This is a genomic window from Cryptosporangium sp. NPDC048952, from assembly GCF_043197895.1.
Classification (GTDB): domain Bacteria; phylum Actinomycetota; class Actinomycetes; order Mycobacteriales; family Cryptosporangiaceae; genus Cryptosporangium.
The window spans coordinates 286662-301264 of the sequence record NZ_JBICTY010000009.1 but is presented as its reverse complement, the minus strand read 5'-3'; the positions used below and the strand labels follow the sequence as shown (position 1 = coordinate 301264).

The following is a 14603-nucleotide window of genomic DNA, read 5'->3' as shown; positions in this document are numbered from 1 at the left end:
GTCCGCCCACTAAACAGGCTGAATTGAGGCGATGATGCGGTCGATCTGCGGGTTGTACTGCTTGTGGGTGTCGGGGATCGAGATGTAGAGCACGGCGGCGTCAGGTCGGCCGACGTCCACCAGGACGACGGCCACCTGTTCGCCGCGGGCGTCCAGGCCGTTCGCCTCGAACGTCAGGTGGAACGTCGAGACCCACGCGGGCCGGCCGCCGACGATCACCTGCTCGTCGCGCGTCTGGTCCTTGACGTTGGGCTGGGGGTAATAGGCGCGCCGCACGTCCTCGGCCACCTGACGCCCCGCGCACGGCAGGTTCAGCGAGAGGCTGTCCCCGACGGTCGCCGGCACCTTGCCGGAGAGCACGGACGCCAGGTAGTCACCGGCTGAGTACGTCTCGGTGACGAAGTAGTAGCCCCGCTGGAAGCCGACGCCGAGCGTCCCCTGCCCCCACGGGCCGCGGTCCCACATGCGCCACGGGTCGTCCAGGCGCAGGTAGGAAATGCCGGCGTCCCGGTCGGTGATGCGCGGGCCCTCGACCGGCTCCGGCTCCGTGCCGCCGGGCGGCGGGTTCTCCGACGCCGGCGGGCAGAGCTGCGCCAGCGGTGGCTTGGACGCGTCGGGGTCCTCGCCGGCGAACGGGCCGAACAGGCTGGGGTTGTCGCTGCGGAACACGCCGGTGGAGGCCAGCACCAGCACGGCGACCAGCCCGAGCACCAGCACGGCTCCGCCGCCGATCAGCCATTTCGCGAGCTGCGGCCTCGGGGGTGCGGCCTGCCTCCCGACGACGTCGGGCGCGGCAGCGGGGCGCTGATAGGTCGGGCGCTGGTACGTCGGGGTGGTGGGAACGCTCCAGGTGACCGGGGGCTCGCTGCCCGTGGTCGGGCGCGCCCACGGGCTATCGGCCCCACCGTTCGCGTTCCCCGACCCGTTGCCGGTCGTCATCCGCAGCCGCTCCCGTGCACCGATCCGGCCCGGGGGCGCCGTAGGTCAGCCGACGCGGTACCAATCCGTGCCAGAGACGTCCCGGGTCGCGGCGATGAAGCTCCGGACGTTCACGCCGCGCTCGACGGCTCCATCCTCCCTCACGGATTCCACCCGGTCACGTGACCCCGGCCCACCGAGGTCCGGCACGTGCCAGGGCGTCAGCGCGACGAGTGCCGCCATCACCAGGCCGACCGCGGCGCTCAGCACCACCGTCGACCACCCGGCAGCCTGAGCTCGCCGGTACAAGTGCATCTCGACACCTCCTGTCGGCTCCCGGGTCACCCGGGGCCGGAGTGAAAGCCCTTCACGCGGTAGGACGCTCTGAAACGGCCGTCGGTTGCATCGCAGCGTTATTCTGCGTCGTTTGCCATCGGATTTCTGTCAGCGAGCCAACGTACGGACGTCGCGATTCGGTCACTTCCATCGCAGATCGACGCGACTCGAGCGAAGAAGGTCTCCACCCATGCCGATCGCCCGTTTCCGAGACCTCGTACTGGACGCACCGCAGAACGACGCAGCCGCACTGAGTAAATTCTGGGCCGACGTCCTGGGCACGGTAAGCGGCCCGGCGCCCCGGGGGTACCTGATCGACGCCCGGCCCGGCGCCCCGACGGCAACCCAGATCTGGGTCAACCCCGTCCCCGAGCCGCGCGTCGGCAAGACCCGCGTGCACCTCGATCTGCGCCTGCCCGAGCCGGACGTCGCGCCGCTGCTCGCCCTGGGTGCCCGGATCCTCACCGAGCCCGACGTCGATCCGTGGTGGCAGCTCCTCGACCCGGACGGGAATGTCTTCTGTGCCTTCCCTCCAAGGCAGCAGGAGCCACCGACCGCGGAGTCGACGCCGGTCGGAGTGCCCACCCCGTTCGAGATCAACGTCGACTCCGGCGACGCGCCGGCGCTGTCGACCTGGTGGGCCGCGCAGCTCGGCGGCGAGGTGCACCGCACCGAGGGCAAGAGCTGGACCTGGATCGAGGGCGCGGAAGGCTTCCCGTGGGAGGCCTGGGTCTTCGACTCGATTCCCGAGCCCAAGAAAGTCAAGAACCGCCTTCACTGGGACGTCACGCTGGTGGACGCCGCCGGTCCCGAACCGTTCCTCGACGCCGGCGCGACGCTCCTTCGTAGCCCCGACGACGACATCTTCTGGTGGCTCCTCGCCGACCCCGAGGGCAACGAGTTCTGTGTGTTCCCTCCGGAGGAGAACCAGTGATCCAGGACCGCTGGACGTCCGGCGACCTCACGTTCGACGTCCGGGTGGGTGGACCGGCCGACGGTGACCCGGTGATCCTCCTGCACGGCTTCCCGCAGAACGCCGCGGAGTGGGACGCGGTGAGCGAGCGGCTCAACGCGGCCGGCTATCGCACGTACGCACCCGATCAGCGCGGCTACTCCCCCGACGCGCGCCCGGACGACGTGACGGCGTACGGCATCGACCACCTGGTCGCGGACGTGCTGTCGCTGCTCGACCACCTCGGCCTGGCCTCGGCGCACGTCGTCGGCCACGACTGGGGCGCGATCGTCGCCTGGCACCTCACCGCCCGCCACCCGGACCGCGTCCGCACGCTGACCGCGCTCTCGGTCGGGCATCCGCGCGGGTTCGTCACCGCGTTGCGCTCGGATCCGGACCAGCGCAAGAAGTCGTCGTACATCTACTTCTTCCGACGCCGCTGGATCGCCGAACGGGCGCTGCTCGCGCTCGACGCACGGTTGCTGCGCCGGGTGTTCGCGGGCTCGGGCCTGTCGAAGGAGGCCGTCGACGTCTACGTCCGGCCGCTCCGCAAACGCGGCGCGCTGACCGCGGCGCTGAACTGGTACCGGGCGATGCGGGCCCGGGACTCGCTCAACGCCGAGCCGGTCCGCGTGCCGACGACGTACGTCTGGAGCGACGGCGACACCGCGCTCGGCCGCTCCGCCGCGGAGGCGACCGGCACCTACGTCGAGAGCGACTACACGTTCGTCGAACTCGAAGGGCTGACGCACTGGCTGCCCGACCAGGCACCCGAGCGCATCGCGGAGATCATCCGGGAGCGGGTCAGCGCCCCAGTGCGGTGACGAGCGCGGCGAGCCCGGCGGCGTCGAGCAGGTCGACCGGCCGCACGGTGCGCACCGCACGGACGTAATGGAACGCGGCACTCACCTCCTCCAACGGTGCGTCGGCGAGCGCCGCCCACGCGAGCCGGTACGCGGCGAGCTGCACCTCGGCCGCCGCGGCCGCCGACCCCGACGGCGGGCGGCCGGTCTTCCAGTCGACGACCTCCCAGCCGTCCGTGGTGCGGAACACCGCGTCGATCCGGCCACGCAGGACGGTCGTGCCCAGCAGCGTCGCGAACGGCACCTCGACGTGCTGCGGCACCCGATCGGCCCACTCGCTGCGCAGGAACGCCTCCTGCAGCGCGGGGAGCTCGTCGTCGGGTGACTCGCCCGCGTCGGCGGCGCCGGGCAGCTCGTCGACGTCGAGCAGCCGGTCCGCGCCGAACCGGCGTTCCAGCCAGGTGTGGAACGCGGTTCCCCGGCGGGCCAGCGGCGCGGGCGGGACTGGAACCGGCCGGCGCACCTGTCGTGCCAGCTCCGCCGGGTCGCGGCCCAGCAGCACGAGCTGGGACACGGTCAGCTGCGGCGGGAGCGGCACCGCGACGACGTCGCCGTCGGGCCGGGCACCCGCCCGCTCGGCGAGCAGCATCTCGGCCTCTTCCGCCCAGGCCTCACCGGCTTCACGCTCGGCCTCGGTCTCCTCGGCGGTGGCCGCAGCGATGACCAGCGCCGCGGCCTCCTCCACCTCGTCGCGGCGCGCGCCGAGCGGATCGAACGGCCAGAGCGCGACCCGACCGGCCGCGAGCAGCGGGTTCTCCTCGCCGGTCGCCGGTTCCTCGAACCACCCGTCGACGGTGCCGCCGCCGTTGACGCACTGCTCGTGGATCTCGTGCAGGAACTCCGACGGTCCGCGCGGTTCCACGCCTGCGTCCCACCACGCGCCGGAGCAGAGCAGCACGTGCCGCGCGCGGGTGACCGCCACGTACGCCAGCCGCCGCTCGTCGGCCATCGCGCGGGCCTTCCACGCGTCGCCGAACCGGGCCAGTGCGGCTTTCGCCTCGCTCTGGTCGGTGACGCCGGTCAGCACCAGTGACGGCAGGTCGGCGGCGTCACCGCGCAGCTCGAACGGAATGACGCCCAGGCCCCGGCTCCACGTGTCGGACATCTTCGCGGCGCCGGGAAACACGTTGCGTGACAGCCCGGGAACGGCCACGACGTCCCATTCCAGACCCTTCGCGGCGTGCACGGTGAGCACCTGAACGGCACCCGGCCGCACGTCGACCTGGCCCGGCGCGAGCCCGCGCTCCCGTTCGTCGGCGGCGCTCAGGTACGAGAGGAACGCGCTGAGCGTCGGCTGCTCGGCGGCCTCGGCGAAGTCCGCCGCGACGTCGGCGAACGCGTCCAGGTGCGCACGAGCCAGCGACGCCGTGCCCGGCGCGGCGGCGTCCAGCGTCCGGCTGCCGACCTCGATGTCCAGGCCGAGCCGGAGCTCCACCTCCGCGACCAGGTCGGGCACCGGCTGGTTGACGCGCAGCCGGAGCCGCCGGAGCTCCGCAGCGAACCGCGTCAGCCGCTCGTAGCCGACGGCGGAGTACCCCTCGGCGGAGCCCAGGTCGTCGAGGGCCTCGATGATGCTGCGCTCTTCCGCCTTCTCGATCGGCACATCGTCGCCGGGTCCGCCGGTGGCTGCCACCAGCTCGCGGGCGCGCCGCCCCAGGGCGTCCAGATCGCGGGGACCCAACCGCCACCGGGCACCGGAGAGCAACCGGAGCAGCGCGGCGCCCGCCGTCGGATCGATGAGGACGTTCAGCGTCGCGACGAGGTCGCGGACCTCCGGGGTGGCCAGCAGACCACCGAGGCCGACGACCTCGACCGGCAGACCGGTGGCGCGCAACGCGTCGGCCAGCCGCTCGAACTGGTTGCGGGTACGGGCCAGCACCGCGACGGTGGGCGGCTGGTCACCACCCGCCCGCCAGCGGGTGGCGATCTGGGACGCGATCCAGACCGCCTCGTCCTGGACGGTCTCGTGCAGCGAGCAGAGCACTTCACCCGGGTCCGTGCGGAACGGGGAAGCCTGCAGCTCGGGCACCGGCGTCCCGGCGACCGCGTCGCTCACCCAGGTGCGTGGACCGCCGGGCGTGCCGCGCAGGGGCGCCGAGAGCGCGTTGGCCAGGTCGAGGATCTGCGGGCCGTTGCGCCAGCTGGTGGTGAGCGGCAGCACCGGCGTGTCACCACTCTTGCGCTCGAAGTGTTCGGGGAACCGGGTCAGGTTGCCGGCCGACGCCCCGCGCCAGGCGTAGATCGACTGGCACGGGTCGCCCACCGCGGTGACCGGGTGTCCCCCGCCGAACAGCGACCGCAGCAACACCAGCTGCGCGTGGCTGGTGTCCTGGTACTCGTCCAGTAACACCACGCGGTAGCGGGCGCGCTCGACGCGGCCGACCTCGGGGTGGTTGCTCGCGACCCGGGCGGCACGGGAGACCTGGTCGGCGAAGTCCATCACCTCGTCGCGGCGTTTGCGCCGGTCGTACTCCTCGACCAGCGGCAGCACCTGCAGCCGGGCGCGCTGGACGTCGAGCACCTTCTTCAGCTCCGGCGCGAGGGCGTTGCGCTGGCGCGGGCCCTTGGGCAGGCCCGAGATCCGGCGGACGAACGCCTCGGTCCAGTCGACCAGCTCGTCGGTGGTGCGCAGGTGCTCGGCGAGCTGCCCGGCGACGTCGAGCACCGCGGTGGAGACCGTCGGCGGGGTCCAATCGACGAACGACATGTCGCCGTCGTAGATCTCCACCGAGCCGCTGGCCAGCTGCCAGGTGCGGGCGTCGGTGAGCAGCCGAGCGGACGGCTCGTACCCGGCACGCAGCCCGTGCTCGGCCACCACGCGCGCGGCGTACGCGTTGTAGGTGGCGACGGTGGGGTCGCCGACCTGGACGCCCCCTTGGAGCGCTCCCCGCAGCTGGCCGAGGCGCTGCCGGACCCGGTTGGCCAGCTCGGCCGCTGCCTTCCGGGTGAACGTGAGGCCGAGGACCTCCTCGGGCCGCACCAGCCCGTTGGCCACCAGCCAGACGACCCGCGCCGACATCGTCTCGGTCTTGCCGGAGCCCGCGCCGGCCACGACGAGCACCGGCGCGAGCGGCGCCTCGATCACCGCGATCTGCTCGTCGGTGGGGCGGGGCAGGTCGAGGCGCTCGGCGATGTCCAACGCCGAGAACGACCCCGCGGGCCAGCCGTCGGTCACTCGTCGGTCACCTGGCCCGACACGATCGGGCACGACGAGGCGACCGCGCACATCCGGCAGTAGTTGTTCTGCGTGGCGGTGAAGACGCTGCCGGCCATACCGTCGGCGACGTCACGCACCAGCTGCTCCGCCCAGTTCTTCTGCGGCGGCTCCTGGATCTGCTCGGACGCCCGTACCGTCGGCATACCGATGTGGACCAGCGACGCCCCGCCGGTCTCGGTGCCGTGCTCGGGGAACGCACCCTGCTCGACCGCCAGCTGGTACACGCCCAACTGCGGATGCGTCGGGATCTTGTCCGCCGGTGGTTTGCTCTGTCCGGTCTTCAGATCGACGACGACCAGGCGGCCCTCGTCGTCACGCTCGAGCCGGTCGACCCGGCCGCGGATCGTCGCGCGCCCGACGTCGACGGAGAACTCCCGCTCGACCGCCACCAGCTGCCGGGGATTGCTGGCCAGCCACCCGGCCAGCCGATCCACCATCTGGGTGGCGCGCTCGTGCTGTTTGCGGCCGTACCAGCCGGTGAGGTCGACGCGACGCCAGCGCTCGTTGAGCCGGGCGGAGAGCTCGCGGAGATCGGGGACGGTGACCTCGGCCGCGACGTCGTGCACCACCGTGCCGATGCCCTGGGCGGTGCTCGTGGTGCCGCCGCCGCTGGTCTCCAGCAGCCAGCGCAACGCACAGGTCTGGAACGCTTCGACGCGCGACGGCGACACCGCGACCATCTCGTCGGGGCCGCGCAGCGCCTCGGCGTCGGACAGCGGCGCGAAACCCCACCACTCGGCCGGATCGGCGCCGGGGACACCGGCGCCCGCGAGCCGGGCGAGCTGGCGCGCGGCAGTGCGCCGCCGGACCGGGTCACCCTCGCGGTCGAGCACCACCCGTCGCAGCTCCGCCACCAGAGCCGGGAGCGTCAGCTGGCGCGGTACGACGACGGTCGCGCGGCCCCCGTCCTCCTCGCGCGGCGCGAGCGGCCGCTCCGGCGGATCGATCTCGTCCAGGAACCGGGACGCCTGCTGGGCGTCCTCGCCGTCGACGGTGTCGACCGCGGTGACCAGCAGTGCACGCCGGGCGCGCGTGACGGCAACGTAGAACAGCCGCCGCTCCTCGTCGAGCAGCTGGGCCAGGTGGCCGGCCAGCTGCGGCGGGCGCCCGGCGACCACGTCGACGAGCTCCTCGGAGCCGAGCACGGTGCCGCGCGGACGCAGATCGGGCCAGAGCCCCTCCTGCACCCCGGCCACCGCGACGACGTCCCACTCGAGGCCTTTCGACGCGTGCGCGGTGAGGATGCGGACGACCTCGCTGCGCTGGCCGGTGGACGCGATCGAGTCGGCCGGGATGCGCAGGTGCTCGAGGTAGTCGACGAACATCGTCGGGGTGGCGCCGGGCAGGCCGTCGACGAAGTTGGCCGCCTGGTCGAACAGCACGACCGCGGCGTCCAGCGCGGAGTCGGCGTCGGCGCCCTCGGCACCACCGCGCAGGCTGTCCTCCTCCCAGCGCGGGCCGAGCCCGGACGTCTCCCAGGCCGCCCAGAGGACCGACTCCGGAGTGGAGCCGGGCTCCTCGGCGGCCGTCCTGATCGCGCTGAGCACAGCCGCGACCCTCCGGGCCGGGCGCCCCCACTCCGAGTCGATCGGGATGAGATCGCGGGGGTCGGCGAGCGCCTCGGGCAGCAGCTCGGCCGACGAGCGGGTGTCACCACCAGCCGACGCCACGAGCCGCAACTGTTGCCGCAGCCGGCGCAGGCTCAGCGCGTCGGCGTCACCCAGCGGGGACGTGAGCAGGCCGACCGCGGCCGCGTCGTCCAGCCGCTCCGGGTGCAGCGCGACGCCGAGCGCCTTGACGATCGGCGCCACTCCGCGCTGCTGGGCCAGCGGCAGCTCGTCGGTGTCGATCTCCACCGGGACGCCGGCGTGCACCAGGCCGCGCCGCAGCGTGCTCGCCGAGCGGGGCGCCGACCGCACCAGCACCGCCATCCGCGACCACGGGACGCCGTCGATGAGGTGCGCACGACGCAGCCGGTGGGCGACGTACGCGGCTTCCTGCGTGGCGCTGCGGACGGTGACGACCTCCATGCCGTCGGCCAGGCTGGGGGGCGTCTCCGGGCCGAGGTGCGGGGTGCGCTGTTTTCTGCCGCCGCGCAGGCGGGTGCCGACGCGGTCGGCGATCTCCTGCAGCGTCGGGCCGGCCCGGTGGGCGGTGCCCAGCACGATGGTGTCCGCCGGCTCGCCGTCGGCCGTGGGGAAGTCCTCGACGAACGAGTAGACGCCGCCGGGGTCGGCGCCGCGGAAGCTGAAGATCGACTGGTCGGGGTCGGCGGCCGCGACCAGGAACCGGCCGCCGCCGCAGAGCAGCCGCAGCAGTTCGCGCTGGGACGGGTCGGTCTCCTGGAACTCGTCGACGAAGACGTGCCGGCGGGCGCGGCGCTCCTGGTCGAGGAGCTCGGGATCGTTGCGGAGCAGGCTGACCGCTTCCTGGATGATCAGCGCGTTGTCGTAGCCGATGCCCTGGTTGGTGCTCTCCGCGTCGCGCAGCTCCAGAACGTCGAAATACTGCTGGAGGAAGCGCGCGGCGGCGCGCCAGTCGGGACGCTGGTGCAGTTGGCCGAGCTCGTCGAGGCCGACCGGGTCGATGCCGCGCTCCTGCACGCGCAGCATCAGGTCGCGCAGCTCCGCGGCGAAGCCGCGCGGGGCCTCGAGTTGCTCGGGGTCGGGCCAGCGGACGCCGTAGCCCTCGATGTCACCTTCGAGCAGGTCGCGGATGAGCGCGTCCTGTTCGGGGCCGGTGAGGAGGCGGGGCGCGCGCTCGCCGCGGAGGGAGGCGTCGCGGCGGAGCAGGCCCCAGGCGTAGGAGTAGAAGGTGCGGGCGAGCGGCTCGGTGGTGGTGCGACCGAGGCGTTCGGTGATGCGCTCGCGGAGGCGGCCGGCGGCTTTGCGTCCGTAAGTGAGGACGAGGACCGACTCCGGGTCTGCGCCGGATTCCACGCGGGCGACGACCGACTCGACGAGCGTGGTCGTCTTTCCGGTGCCGGGGCCGGCGAGCACGAGCAGTGGACCGTCCGCGTGCGCGGTGACCGCGAACTGATCCGCATCCAACGCAGTGCGCTTCGCTTTTTCCGGCGCCGGCCGCACGAGTCGATACGGGTTCTTCCGAGGCCGTTCCCGGCCTCGACCGGAGGCGCCCGGTCCGGGGGCGCCTGGATGCGGCGCGTCGCGCGTCGCGGCCTCGCGCGCGGCAGCGTCGCGGACGGCCGGGCCGGCCAGCGCCGGCGATACCGCGCCGACCCTGCGCGGCTCTCTTTCACCCACGTTCGCATCAGACCACGGGTGTCCGACAAGAGCGGCCCCGCCCCACCGAAGTGCCCGAAATAGACTATGTACTCGACGTATACTCTCAGCGTATAGTCACCCACATGAATGTTCCCCTCGCTCTCCTCGGCCTGCTGGAGCGGCAGCCCAGCCACGGCTACGACCTCAAACGCGACTACGACACGTTCTTCGGACGCGGCAAGGCACTCTCCTACGGCCAGGTCTACGCAACGCTCGGACGCCTCGCCCGCGACGGAAAGGTCGTCGTCGGCGAGGTCTCCCCGGGCGAAGGCCCGGAGCGCAAGCGGTACGTCATCACCGACCGCGGCGCCACGGAGGTTGACACCTGGCTCACCGAACCGGTCGAGCCCGAACCGCACCTCCAGAGCATTCTGTTCTCGAAGGTCGTGCTCGCCCTCATGCTCGAGCGCCCGGCAGCCGAGTACCTCGACCAGCAGCGCGCCTCCCACCTCGCCCGGATGCGCGAACTCACCGAGGTCAAGCGCACCGGCGAGCTCATGGACGCGCTGCTCGCCGACCACGCTCTCTTCCACCTGGAAGCCGACCTCCGGTGGATCGACCTGACCCAAGCCCGACTGGACAAACTCGCGGAGGCGGTGCGGCGATGATCCTGCAAGCCACGAACCTGGAACTCTCGTTCGGGAAGACGCCCGCGCTGCGCGGCGCGGACCTCGAGGTCCGCGCCGGCGAGATGCTCGCGATCATGGGCCCGAGCGGGTCGGGCAAGTCGACGCTCCTGCACTGCCTGGCGGGAATCCTGGTGCCGTCGTCCGGAGAAGTGCTTTTCGACGGCGCACGCGTCGACACGCTCTCCGAGGAGGCGCGCAGCAAACTCCGGCGGGACCGCTTCGGATTCGTGTTCCAGTTCGGTCAGCTGGTCCCCGAGCTCACCGCGCTGGAGAATGTCGCGCTGCCGTTGCTGCTGGCCGGCGTCCGCCGCAAGAACGCCGTGAAGCAGGCCGCACCGTGGTTCGACCGGCTCGGCCTGGCCGGCCTGGAGAACCGCCGCTCCGGTGAGCTCTCGGGCGGGCAGGCCCAGCGCGTCGCACTGGCCCGGGGGCTGGTCGCGCAGCCGCCGGTGCTGTTCGCCGACGAGCCGACCGGCGCACTCGACTCGCTCACCAGCGAACAGGTGATGGACCTGCTCGTCGAGATAGCGCGTGAGCACGGCACCACTGTCGTGCTGGTCACGCACGAGCCCCGGGTCGCCGCCTATGCCGACCGCGAGGTCGTCGTCCGCGACGGCCGCGTCAACAGCCCGGCCTTGGCGGCCTCATGATCAAGTTCGGGCTCCGTCTCACGCTGATGGGCGGACGGGAAGCGCTCGCCCGGCTGATCCTGATCGTCACGGCGGTCGCACTCGGTACCGGCATGCTGCTCGCGATCGTCGCCGGTATCAACGCGGCCACCGCCCAGAACGACCGGACGGCCTGGCTCTCCGCGCGGGGCGAAAAGACCGCATCCGGGTCGCTGTGGTGGCGCGATCGCAACGACTTCTACAACGGCCGCGAGCTCCTCCGCGTCGACGTGGCCGCTGTGAATTCGTCGGCTCCGGTGCCGCCGGGCGTCGATCGGCTGCCCGCACCCGGCGAGTACTACGTCTCCCCCGCTCTGCAGAAGTTGCTGGCGTCCGAGCCCGCCGAACAGCTCGCCGAGCGCTTCCCCGGCCGCAAGGCCGGCGTCCTCGGCCGGGACGCGGTGCCCGCGCCGGACGACCTGATCGTGCTCGTCGGACGCACGCCGTCGGACCTGGCCGGTGTCACGGGCGCGGAGCAGATCTCGGCGATCAGCACCACCGCGCCGGAGTCCGACGCCGCGGCCGTGCAGGCCGTGCTCGGCATCGTCGCGGTCGGCCTGCTGTTCCCGATCCTGATCTTCATCAACTCGGCCACCCGGTTGGCCGCCGCGCGCCGGGAACAGCGGTTCGCCGCGATGCGGCTGGTCGGCGCCACGCCTCGGCAGATTTCGGTGGTGGCGGCGGTCGAATCGACGGTGGCCGCGGTCATCGGTACCGCACTCGGATTCGCCCTGTACGCGGCCCTCCGCGGGCCGATCGCGTCCGTCCCGTTCACGGGTGCGGCTTCCTATTCGGACGACGTGACGCTGACCCTGGCCGACGGGCTGCTGATCGGGCTCGGAGTGCCGCTGGCCGCCGCGATCTCGTCGCTGTTCGCGCTGCGCCGCGTTCGTATCTCGCCGCTGGGGGTGTCGCGTCGCGTCACGCCGAAACCGCCGCGGGCCTGGCGGGTCATCCCACTGATGGTGGGCCTGGCCGAGCTCGCCTACTTCGTCGGGCGGCGGCCCGCGACCTCCGAGGGCCAAACCAACGCGTACCTGGGTGGCATCCTCCTGGTGATGTTCGGGCTGATCATCGCGGGGCCGTGGTTGACGATGGCCGGGGCACGGGTGCTGGCCGCCCGGTCGAGCCGGACGTCGACGCTGATCGCCTCGCGGCGGCTCGCGGACAACCCGAAGGCCGCGTTCCGATCGGTGAGCGGGTTGGTGCTTGCACTGTTCGTCACCACTGTCGCGATCGGCGTCATCACGACGATGACCGCCGACCGGAAGACGGAGAGCGGCACCGACGACGCCAGCCGCCTGCAGTTCTACATCGAGGAGACGGACAACTCGGCCCCGCTGCCGCAGGTGCCGGGCGTCGTCGCGGTGCGGGTGGCCGAGGGCGGACGCTACGACACCATGATGTCGTGCGCCGATCTCGCCCGGGTTCCGAGCATGGGGCGCTGCCCGGCCGGTGCCGCCGTCGCACAGGTGCAGACCGCGGTGCTCGAACCCGGCACCGTCTGGCCGGCGGCGCGGATGACCGTCGCCGAGTTCGAGCGGCTGCCGCTGGCGGAGCTGTTCGTCCCGACCGACGGGTCGAAAGCCGCGCTGGAGCGGGCCCGCACCGCGCTCGAGAACGCGTTCCCCGATTACGTCCAGTCGCCCAAGACCGAACGTGACCTCAACTCGAGCTTCCTGAAGGCGATGGCGGTCTGGGAGCAGGTCGCCGGCGTGATCATCCTGGCCAGCCTGCCGATCGCCGGTTGCAGCCTCGCGGTGGGCGTCGTCGGCGGGTTGATCGAGCGCAGGCGGCCGTTCAGCCTGCTGCGGCTGAGTGGGGCTCCACTCGGGATGCTGCGACGCGTCGTCGCGATGGAGAGTGCGCTCCCGCTGCTGGTGGTCGCCGCGGTGGCGATCGGGAGCGGGTTGCTGGCCGCGCATTTGTTCCTGCGGTCCCAGCTGTCGATCTCGCTCCGGGCGCCCGGAACGGAGTACTACCTGGTGGTGGGCATCGGGTTGGCGGTGTCGCTGGGTTTGATCGCCTCCACGTTGCCGCTGCTGCGGACGCTCACCGGTCCGGCGTCAGCGCGGAACGAGTGAGGGCGGCGAATTCCGCCGGGTGGGTGAGGTAGCCCAGGTGGCCGCCGGGAAATTGGGTGATCGCGGTGTCGAGGCGCGCCGAGAGAACCTGGTTCGGGCGGGCCGGCAGCAGGAGGCCGGTGGCGTCCCGGGAGTCGCGTCCGCCGGCGAGCACGATCCGGTCCTTCGCGCGCTTCAGCGCGCGGAGGTCCGGCACCTGCCGCACGTACTGCCGCAACTCGTGCTCCAAGAAGAATTCCTGGTTGGACGCCAGGCGAGCGAACATCTCGGCCAGGCGTGGTTCGGGCGGGGTGTCGGGTAGGGGTTCCAGGCCGGTTACGGCGCTGAAGACACGCATTGCCGTGGCAGCTCCGTCGCGTCGGTAGGTCGCGTGGACGTCGTCGAAGAGCGCGTGCCAGCGCTCGGCGTCGGGGAGCAGGGACACGAGCGGGGGCTCGTGGGCGATCGTTTTCGTGACGCGCTCGGGGTAACGGGCCGCGAGGTGCAGCGCGATGATGGCGCCGGAACTGCTGCCGAGGACGTAGCTCGGGGTTTCTCCCAGCAGGCTCAACGCGTCCTCGACGTCGTCGGTCAGGCGCCGGTCGTCGTCCGGCGGGGTGGTGGCACTGCGGCCGTATCCCCGACGGTCGTACGTGACCACCGTGAACTCCCGCGCGAGCAGCCGCGGCAACGCCCCGAAACTCGCCGCGTCCCCCGTGCCACCGGGGATGAGGAGCAGAAGCGGCCCGGCCCCCACCGTCTCGGTGTGGAGCTTCGCTCTCGTCGGTGCGCTCATGCTGCGCTCCGGAGACGGTCTTCGGTGGACTTGCGGAGGTCGGCGAGGTCGACGCCGGTGGCGACGATGATCTGGGCGGCGAGCCCCCCGGCTTCGCGGATGAGGCCGAGCAGGACGTGCTCGCTGCCGATGTGGCGCTGATCGAGCCGGATCGCTTCGCGCAGGGCCAGCTCCAGCACCTTCTTCGAGCGCGGCCCGAACCGCGTACCGCGTTGCGGCCGCCGGAAGATGCCCTTCCGCTCCTGCTCCGGCGGCGGTGTCGTCCACGACTCGGACCCGAGCGACTTCTCGACGTTCGCGAGCACGGCGTCGAGGTCGATACCGATCGCCTTGAGCGCCTCGGCGTCGTCATCGGTGAGGATGCGGCCCGATTCGCCGACGATCTTCGTGACTTCCGCCCGGACCAGATCGTGGTCGAACCCGGCCTCGTGGAGTACCGCGTAGGCTCCGGACTCCTCCTTCGTGAGCATGCTGAGCAGCAGGTGCTCGGTGCCCACCTTGGGATGGTGCAACTGCCGCGCCTCCTCGACCGCGCCGAGGACGATCTCCCGCGCGTCCTGCGTGAACCGTTCGAACATCTCCGTCCTCCTAGTTTCGCGAGCCGGGAACGCGCCCGGCGTACTTCTTGTGCACGGCCTGCTTGCTGACTTCCAGGACCTCGGCGATCTCCTGCCAGGACCAGCCCGCTCGGCGGGCGTTCTCGACTTGCACTGCCTCCAGCGTCTCGGCCAGTCGGCGGAGGGCGCGGACGGCTCGTAGCCCCACCCGCGCGTCCCCACTGCCGGCCGCCGCGGCCAGCTCGGTTGCCTCACTCATACCGTCAACGTTAGTTGACGATCCCCCCGTCGTCAACCCGGGTTGACGCCCCGCCGGCGGC

At 72.2% G+C, this 14603-nt stretch carries 12 protein-coding genes; 5 read left to right on the top strand and 7 right to left on the bottom strand.

Annotation, left to right across the window (positions count from 1 at the left end; all coding sequences use genetic code 11):
* Positions 1-9 precede the first annotated feature (9 nt).
* Together ACGFY5_RS41045 and ACGFY5_RS41040 are read right to left on the bottom strand one after the other, a co-directional pair.
* Positions 10-939, bottom strand: a complete 930-nt coding sequence (locus ACGFY5_RS41045; RefSeq protein WP_392729735.1) for a hypothetical protein — start codon at positions 937-939, stop codon at positions 10-12.
* Positions 940-984: 45 nt separating this feature from the next.
* Entirely contained in the window at positions 985-1233 is a 249-nt protein-coding gene (locus ACGFY5_RS41040) for a hypothetical protein (RefSeq protein WP_392729733.1), read from the bottom strand.
* Between the two features lie 211 nt (positions 1234-1444).
* On the opposite strand from ACGFY5_RS41040, the gene ACGFY5_RS41035 reads away from it, so the two are divergent.
* On the top strand, positions 1445-2188 hold the full coding sequence (locus ACGFY5_RS41035; protein WP_392729730.1) for a VOC family protein: 744 nt from the start codon (positions 1445-1447) through the stop codon (positions 2186-2188).
* Positions 2185-3030: an alpha/beta fold hydrolase gene (locus ACGFY5_RS41030; RefSeq protein WP_392729727.1), complete on the top strand. Its 846-nt coding sequence runs from the start codon at positions 2185-2187 to the stop codon at positions 3028-3030. The genes ACGFY5_RS41035 and ACGFY5_RS41030 overlap by 4 nt, the downstream gene beginning before the upstream one ends.
* On the opposite strand, the gene ACGFY5_RS41025 is transcribed toward ACGFY5_RS41030, so the two are convergent.
* Positions 3011-6244 (bottom strand): UvrD-helicase domain-containing protein, encoded by a 3234-nt coding sequence (locus ACGFY5_RS41025; protein WP_392729725.1) that lies wholly within the window; start codon positions 6242-6244, stop codon positions 3011-3013. The two genes, ACGFY5_RS41030 and ACGFY5_RS41025, sit on opposite strands and share 20 nt — an antisense overlap.
* Positions 6241-9336 carry an ATP-dependent helicase gene (locus ACGFY5_RS41020; protein WP_392729722.1) on the bottom strand — a complete coding sequence of 1032 codons (3096 nt, stop codon included), beginning with the start codon at positions 9334-9336 and terminating at the stop codon, positions 6241-6243. The genes ACGFY5_RS41025 and ACGFY5_RS41020 overlap by 4 nt, the downstream gene beginning before the upstream one ends.
* Before the next feature lie 317 nt (positions 9337-9653).
* Between ACGFY5_RS41020 and ACGFY5_RS41015 the strand changes: the two genes are divergently transcribed.
* Genes ACGFY5_RS41015 through ACGFY5_RS41005 form a run of 3 tightly spaced genes read left to right on the top strand, consistent with a single transcriptional unit; the run spans position 9654 to position 12951 of the window.
* The gene (locus tag ACGFY5_RS41015; protein WP_392729720.1) at positions 9654-10178 is read left to right on the top strand and encodes a PadR family transcriptional regulator; all 525 of its coding nucleotides are present in this window, start codon (positions 9654-9656) and stop codon (positions 10176-10178) included.
* Positions 10175-10849 (top strand): ABC transporter ATP-binding protein, encoded by a 675-nt coding sequence (locus ACGFY5_RS41010; RefSeq protein WP_392729717.1) that lies wholly within the window; start codon positions 10175-10177, stop codon positions 10847-10849. The genes ACGFY5_RS41015 and ACGFY5_RS41010 overlap by 4 nt, the downstream gene beginning before the upstream one ends.
* Positions 10846-12951 carry an FtsX-like permease family protein gene (locus tag ACGFY5_RS41005; RefSeq protein ID WP_392729714.1) on the top strand — a complete coding sequence of 702 codons (2106 nt, stop codon included), beginning with the start codon at positions 10846-10848 and terminating at the stop codon, positions 12949-12951. Before ACGFY5_RS41010 ends, ACGFY5_RS41005 begins: the two co-directional genes overlap by 4 nt.
* On the opposite strand, the gene ACGFY5_RS41000 is transcribed toward ACGFY5_RS41005, so the two are convergent.
* From ACGFY5_RS41000 to ACGFY5_RS40990, 3 genes are read right to left on the bottom strand one after another with little or no spacing between them, the layout of a single operon-like run.
* Positions 12920-13726, bottom strand: coding sequence for an alpha/beta fold hydrolase (locus ACGFY5_RS41000; protein ID WP_392729712.1), 807 nt, complete (start codon positions 13724-13726; stop codon positions 12920-12922). The genes ACGFY5_RS41005 and ACGFY5_RS41000 overlap by 32 nt on opposite strands.
* Entirely contained in the window at positions 13723-14304 is a 582-nt protein-coding gene (locus tag ACGFY5_RS40995) for a Clp protease N-terminal domain-containing protein (RefSeq protein WP_392729710.1), read from the bottom strand. The genes ACGFY5_RS41000 and ACGFY5_RS40995 overlap by 4 nt, the downstream gene beginning before the upstream one ends.
* Positions 14305-14314: 10 nt before the next feature.
* Positions 14315-14542, bottom strand: a complete 228-nt coding sequence (locus ACGFY5_RS40990; protein WP_392729708.1) for a helix-turn-helix domain-containing protein — start codon at positions 14540-14542, stop codon at positions 14315-14317.
* Positions 14543-14603: the final 61 nt, after the last annotated feature.

Bases quoted from the DNA above. Each gene is read 5' to 3' on its own strand.
- ACGFY5_RS40995 (WP_392729710.1), bottom strand. From the start codon at position 14,304: ATGTTCGAACGGTTCACGCAGGACGCGCGGGAGATCGTCCTCGGCGCG.
- ACGFY5_RS40990 (WP_392729708.1), bottom strand. From the start codon at position 14,542: ATGAGTGAGGCAACCGAGCTGGCCGCGGCGGCCGGCAGTGGGGACGCG.
- ACGFY5_RS41015 (WP_392729720.1), top strand. From the start codon at position 9,654: ATGAATGTTCCCCTCGCTCTCCTCGGCCTGCTGGAGCGGCAGCCCAGC.
- ACGFY5_RS41010 (WP_392729717.1), top strand. From the start codon at position 10,175: ATGATCCTGCAAGCCACGAACCTGGAACTCTCGTTCGGGAAGACGCCC.
- ACGFY5_RS41045 (WP_392729735.1), bottom strand. From the start codon at position 939: ATGACGACCGGCAACGGGTCGGGGAACGCGAACGGTGGGGCCGATAGC.
- ACGFY5_RS41035 (WP_392729730.1), top strand. From the start codon at position 1,445: ATGCCGATCGCCCGTTTCCGAGACCTCGTACTGGACGCACCGCAGAAC.
- ACGFY5_RS41040 (WP_392729733.1), bottom strand. From the start codon at position 1,233: ATGCACTTGTACCGGCGAGCTCAGGCTGCCGGGTGGTCGACGGTGGTG.
- ACGFY5_RS41000 (WP_392729712.1), bottom strand. From the start codon at position 13,726: ATGAGCGCACCGACGAGAGCGAAGCTCCACACCGAGACGGTGGGGGCC.
- ACGFY5_RS41005 (WP_392729714.1), top strand. From the start codon at position 10,846: ATGATCAAGTTCGGGCTCCGTCTCACGCTGATGGGCGGACGGGAAGCG.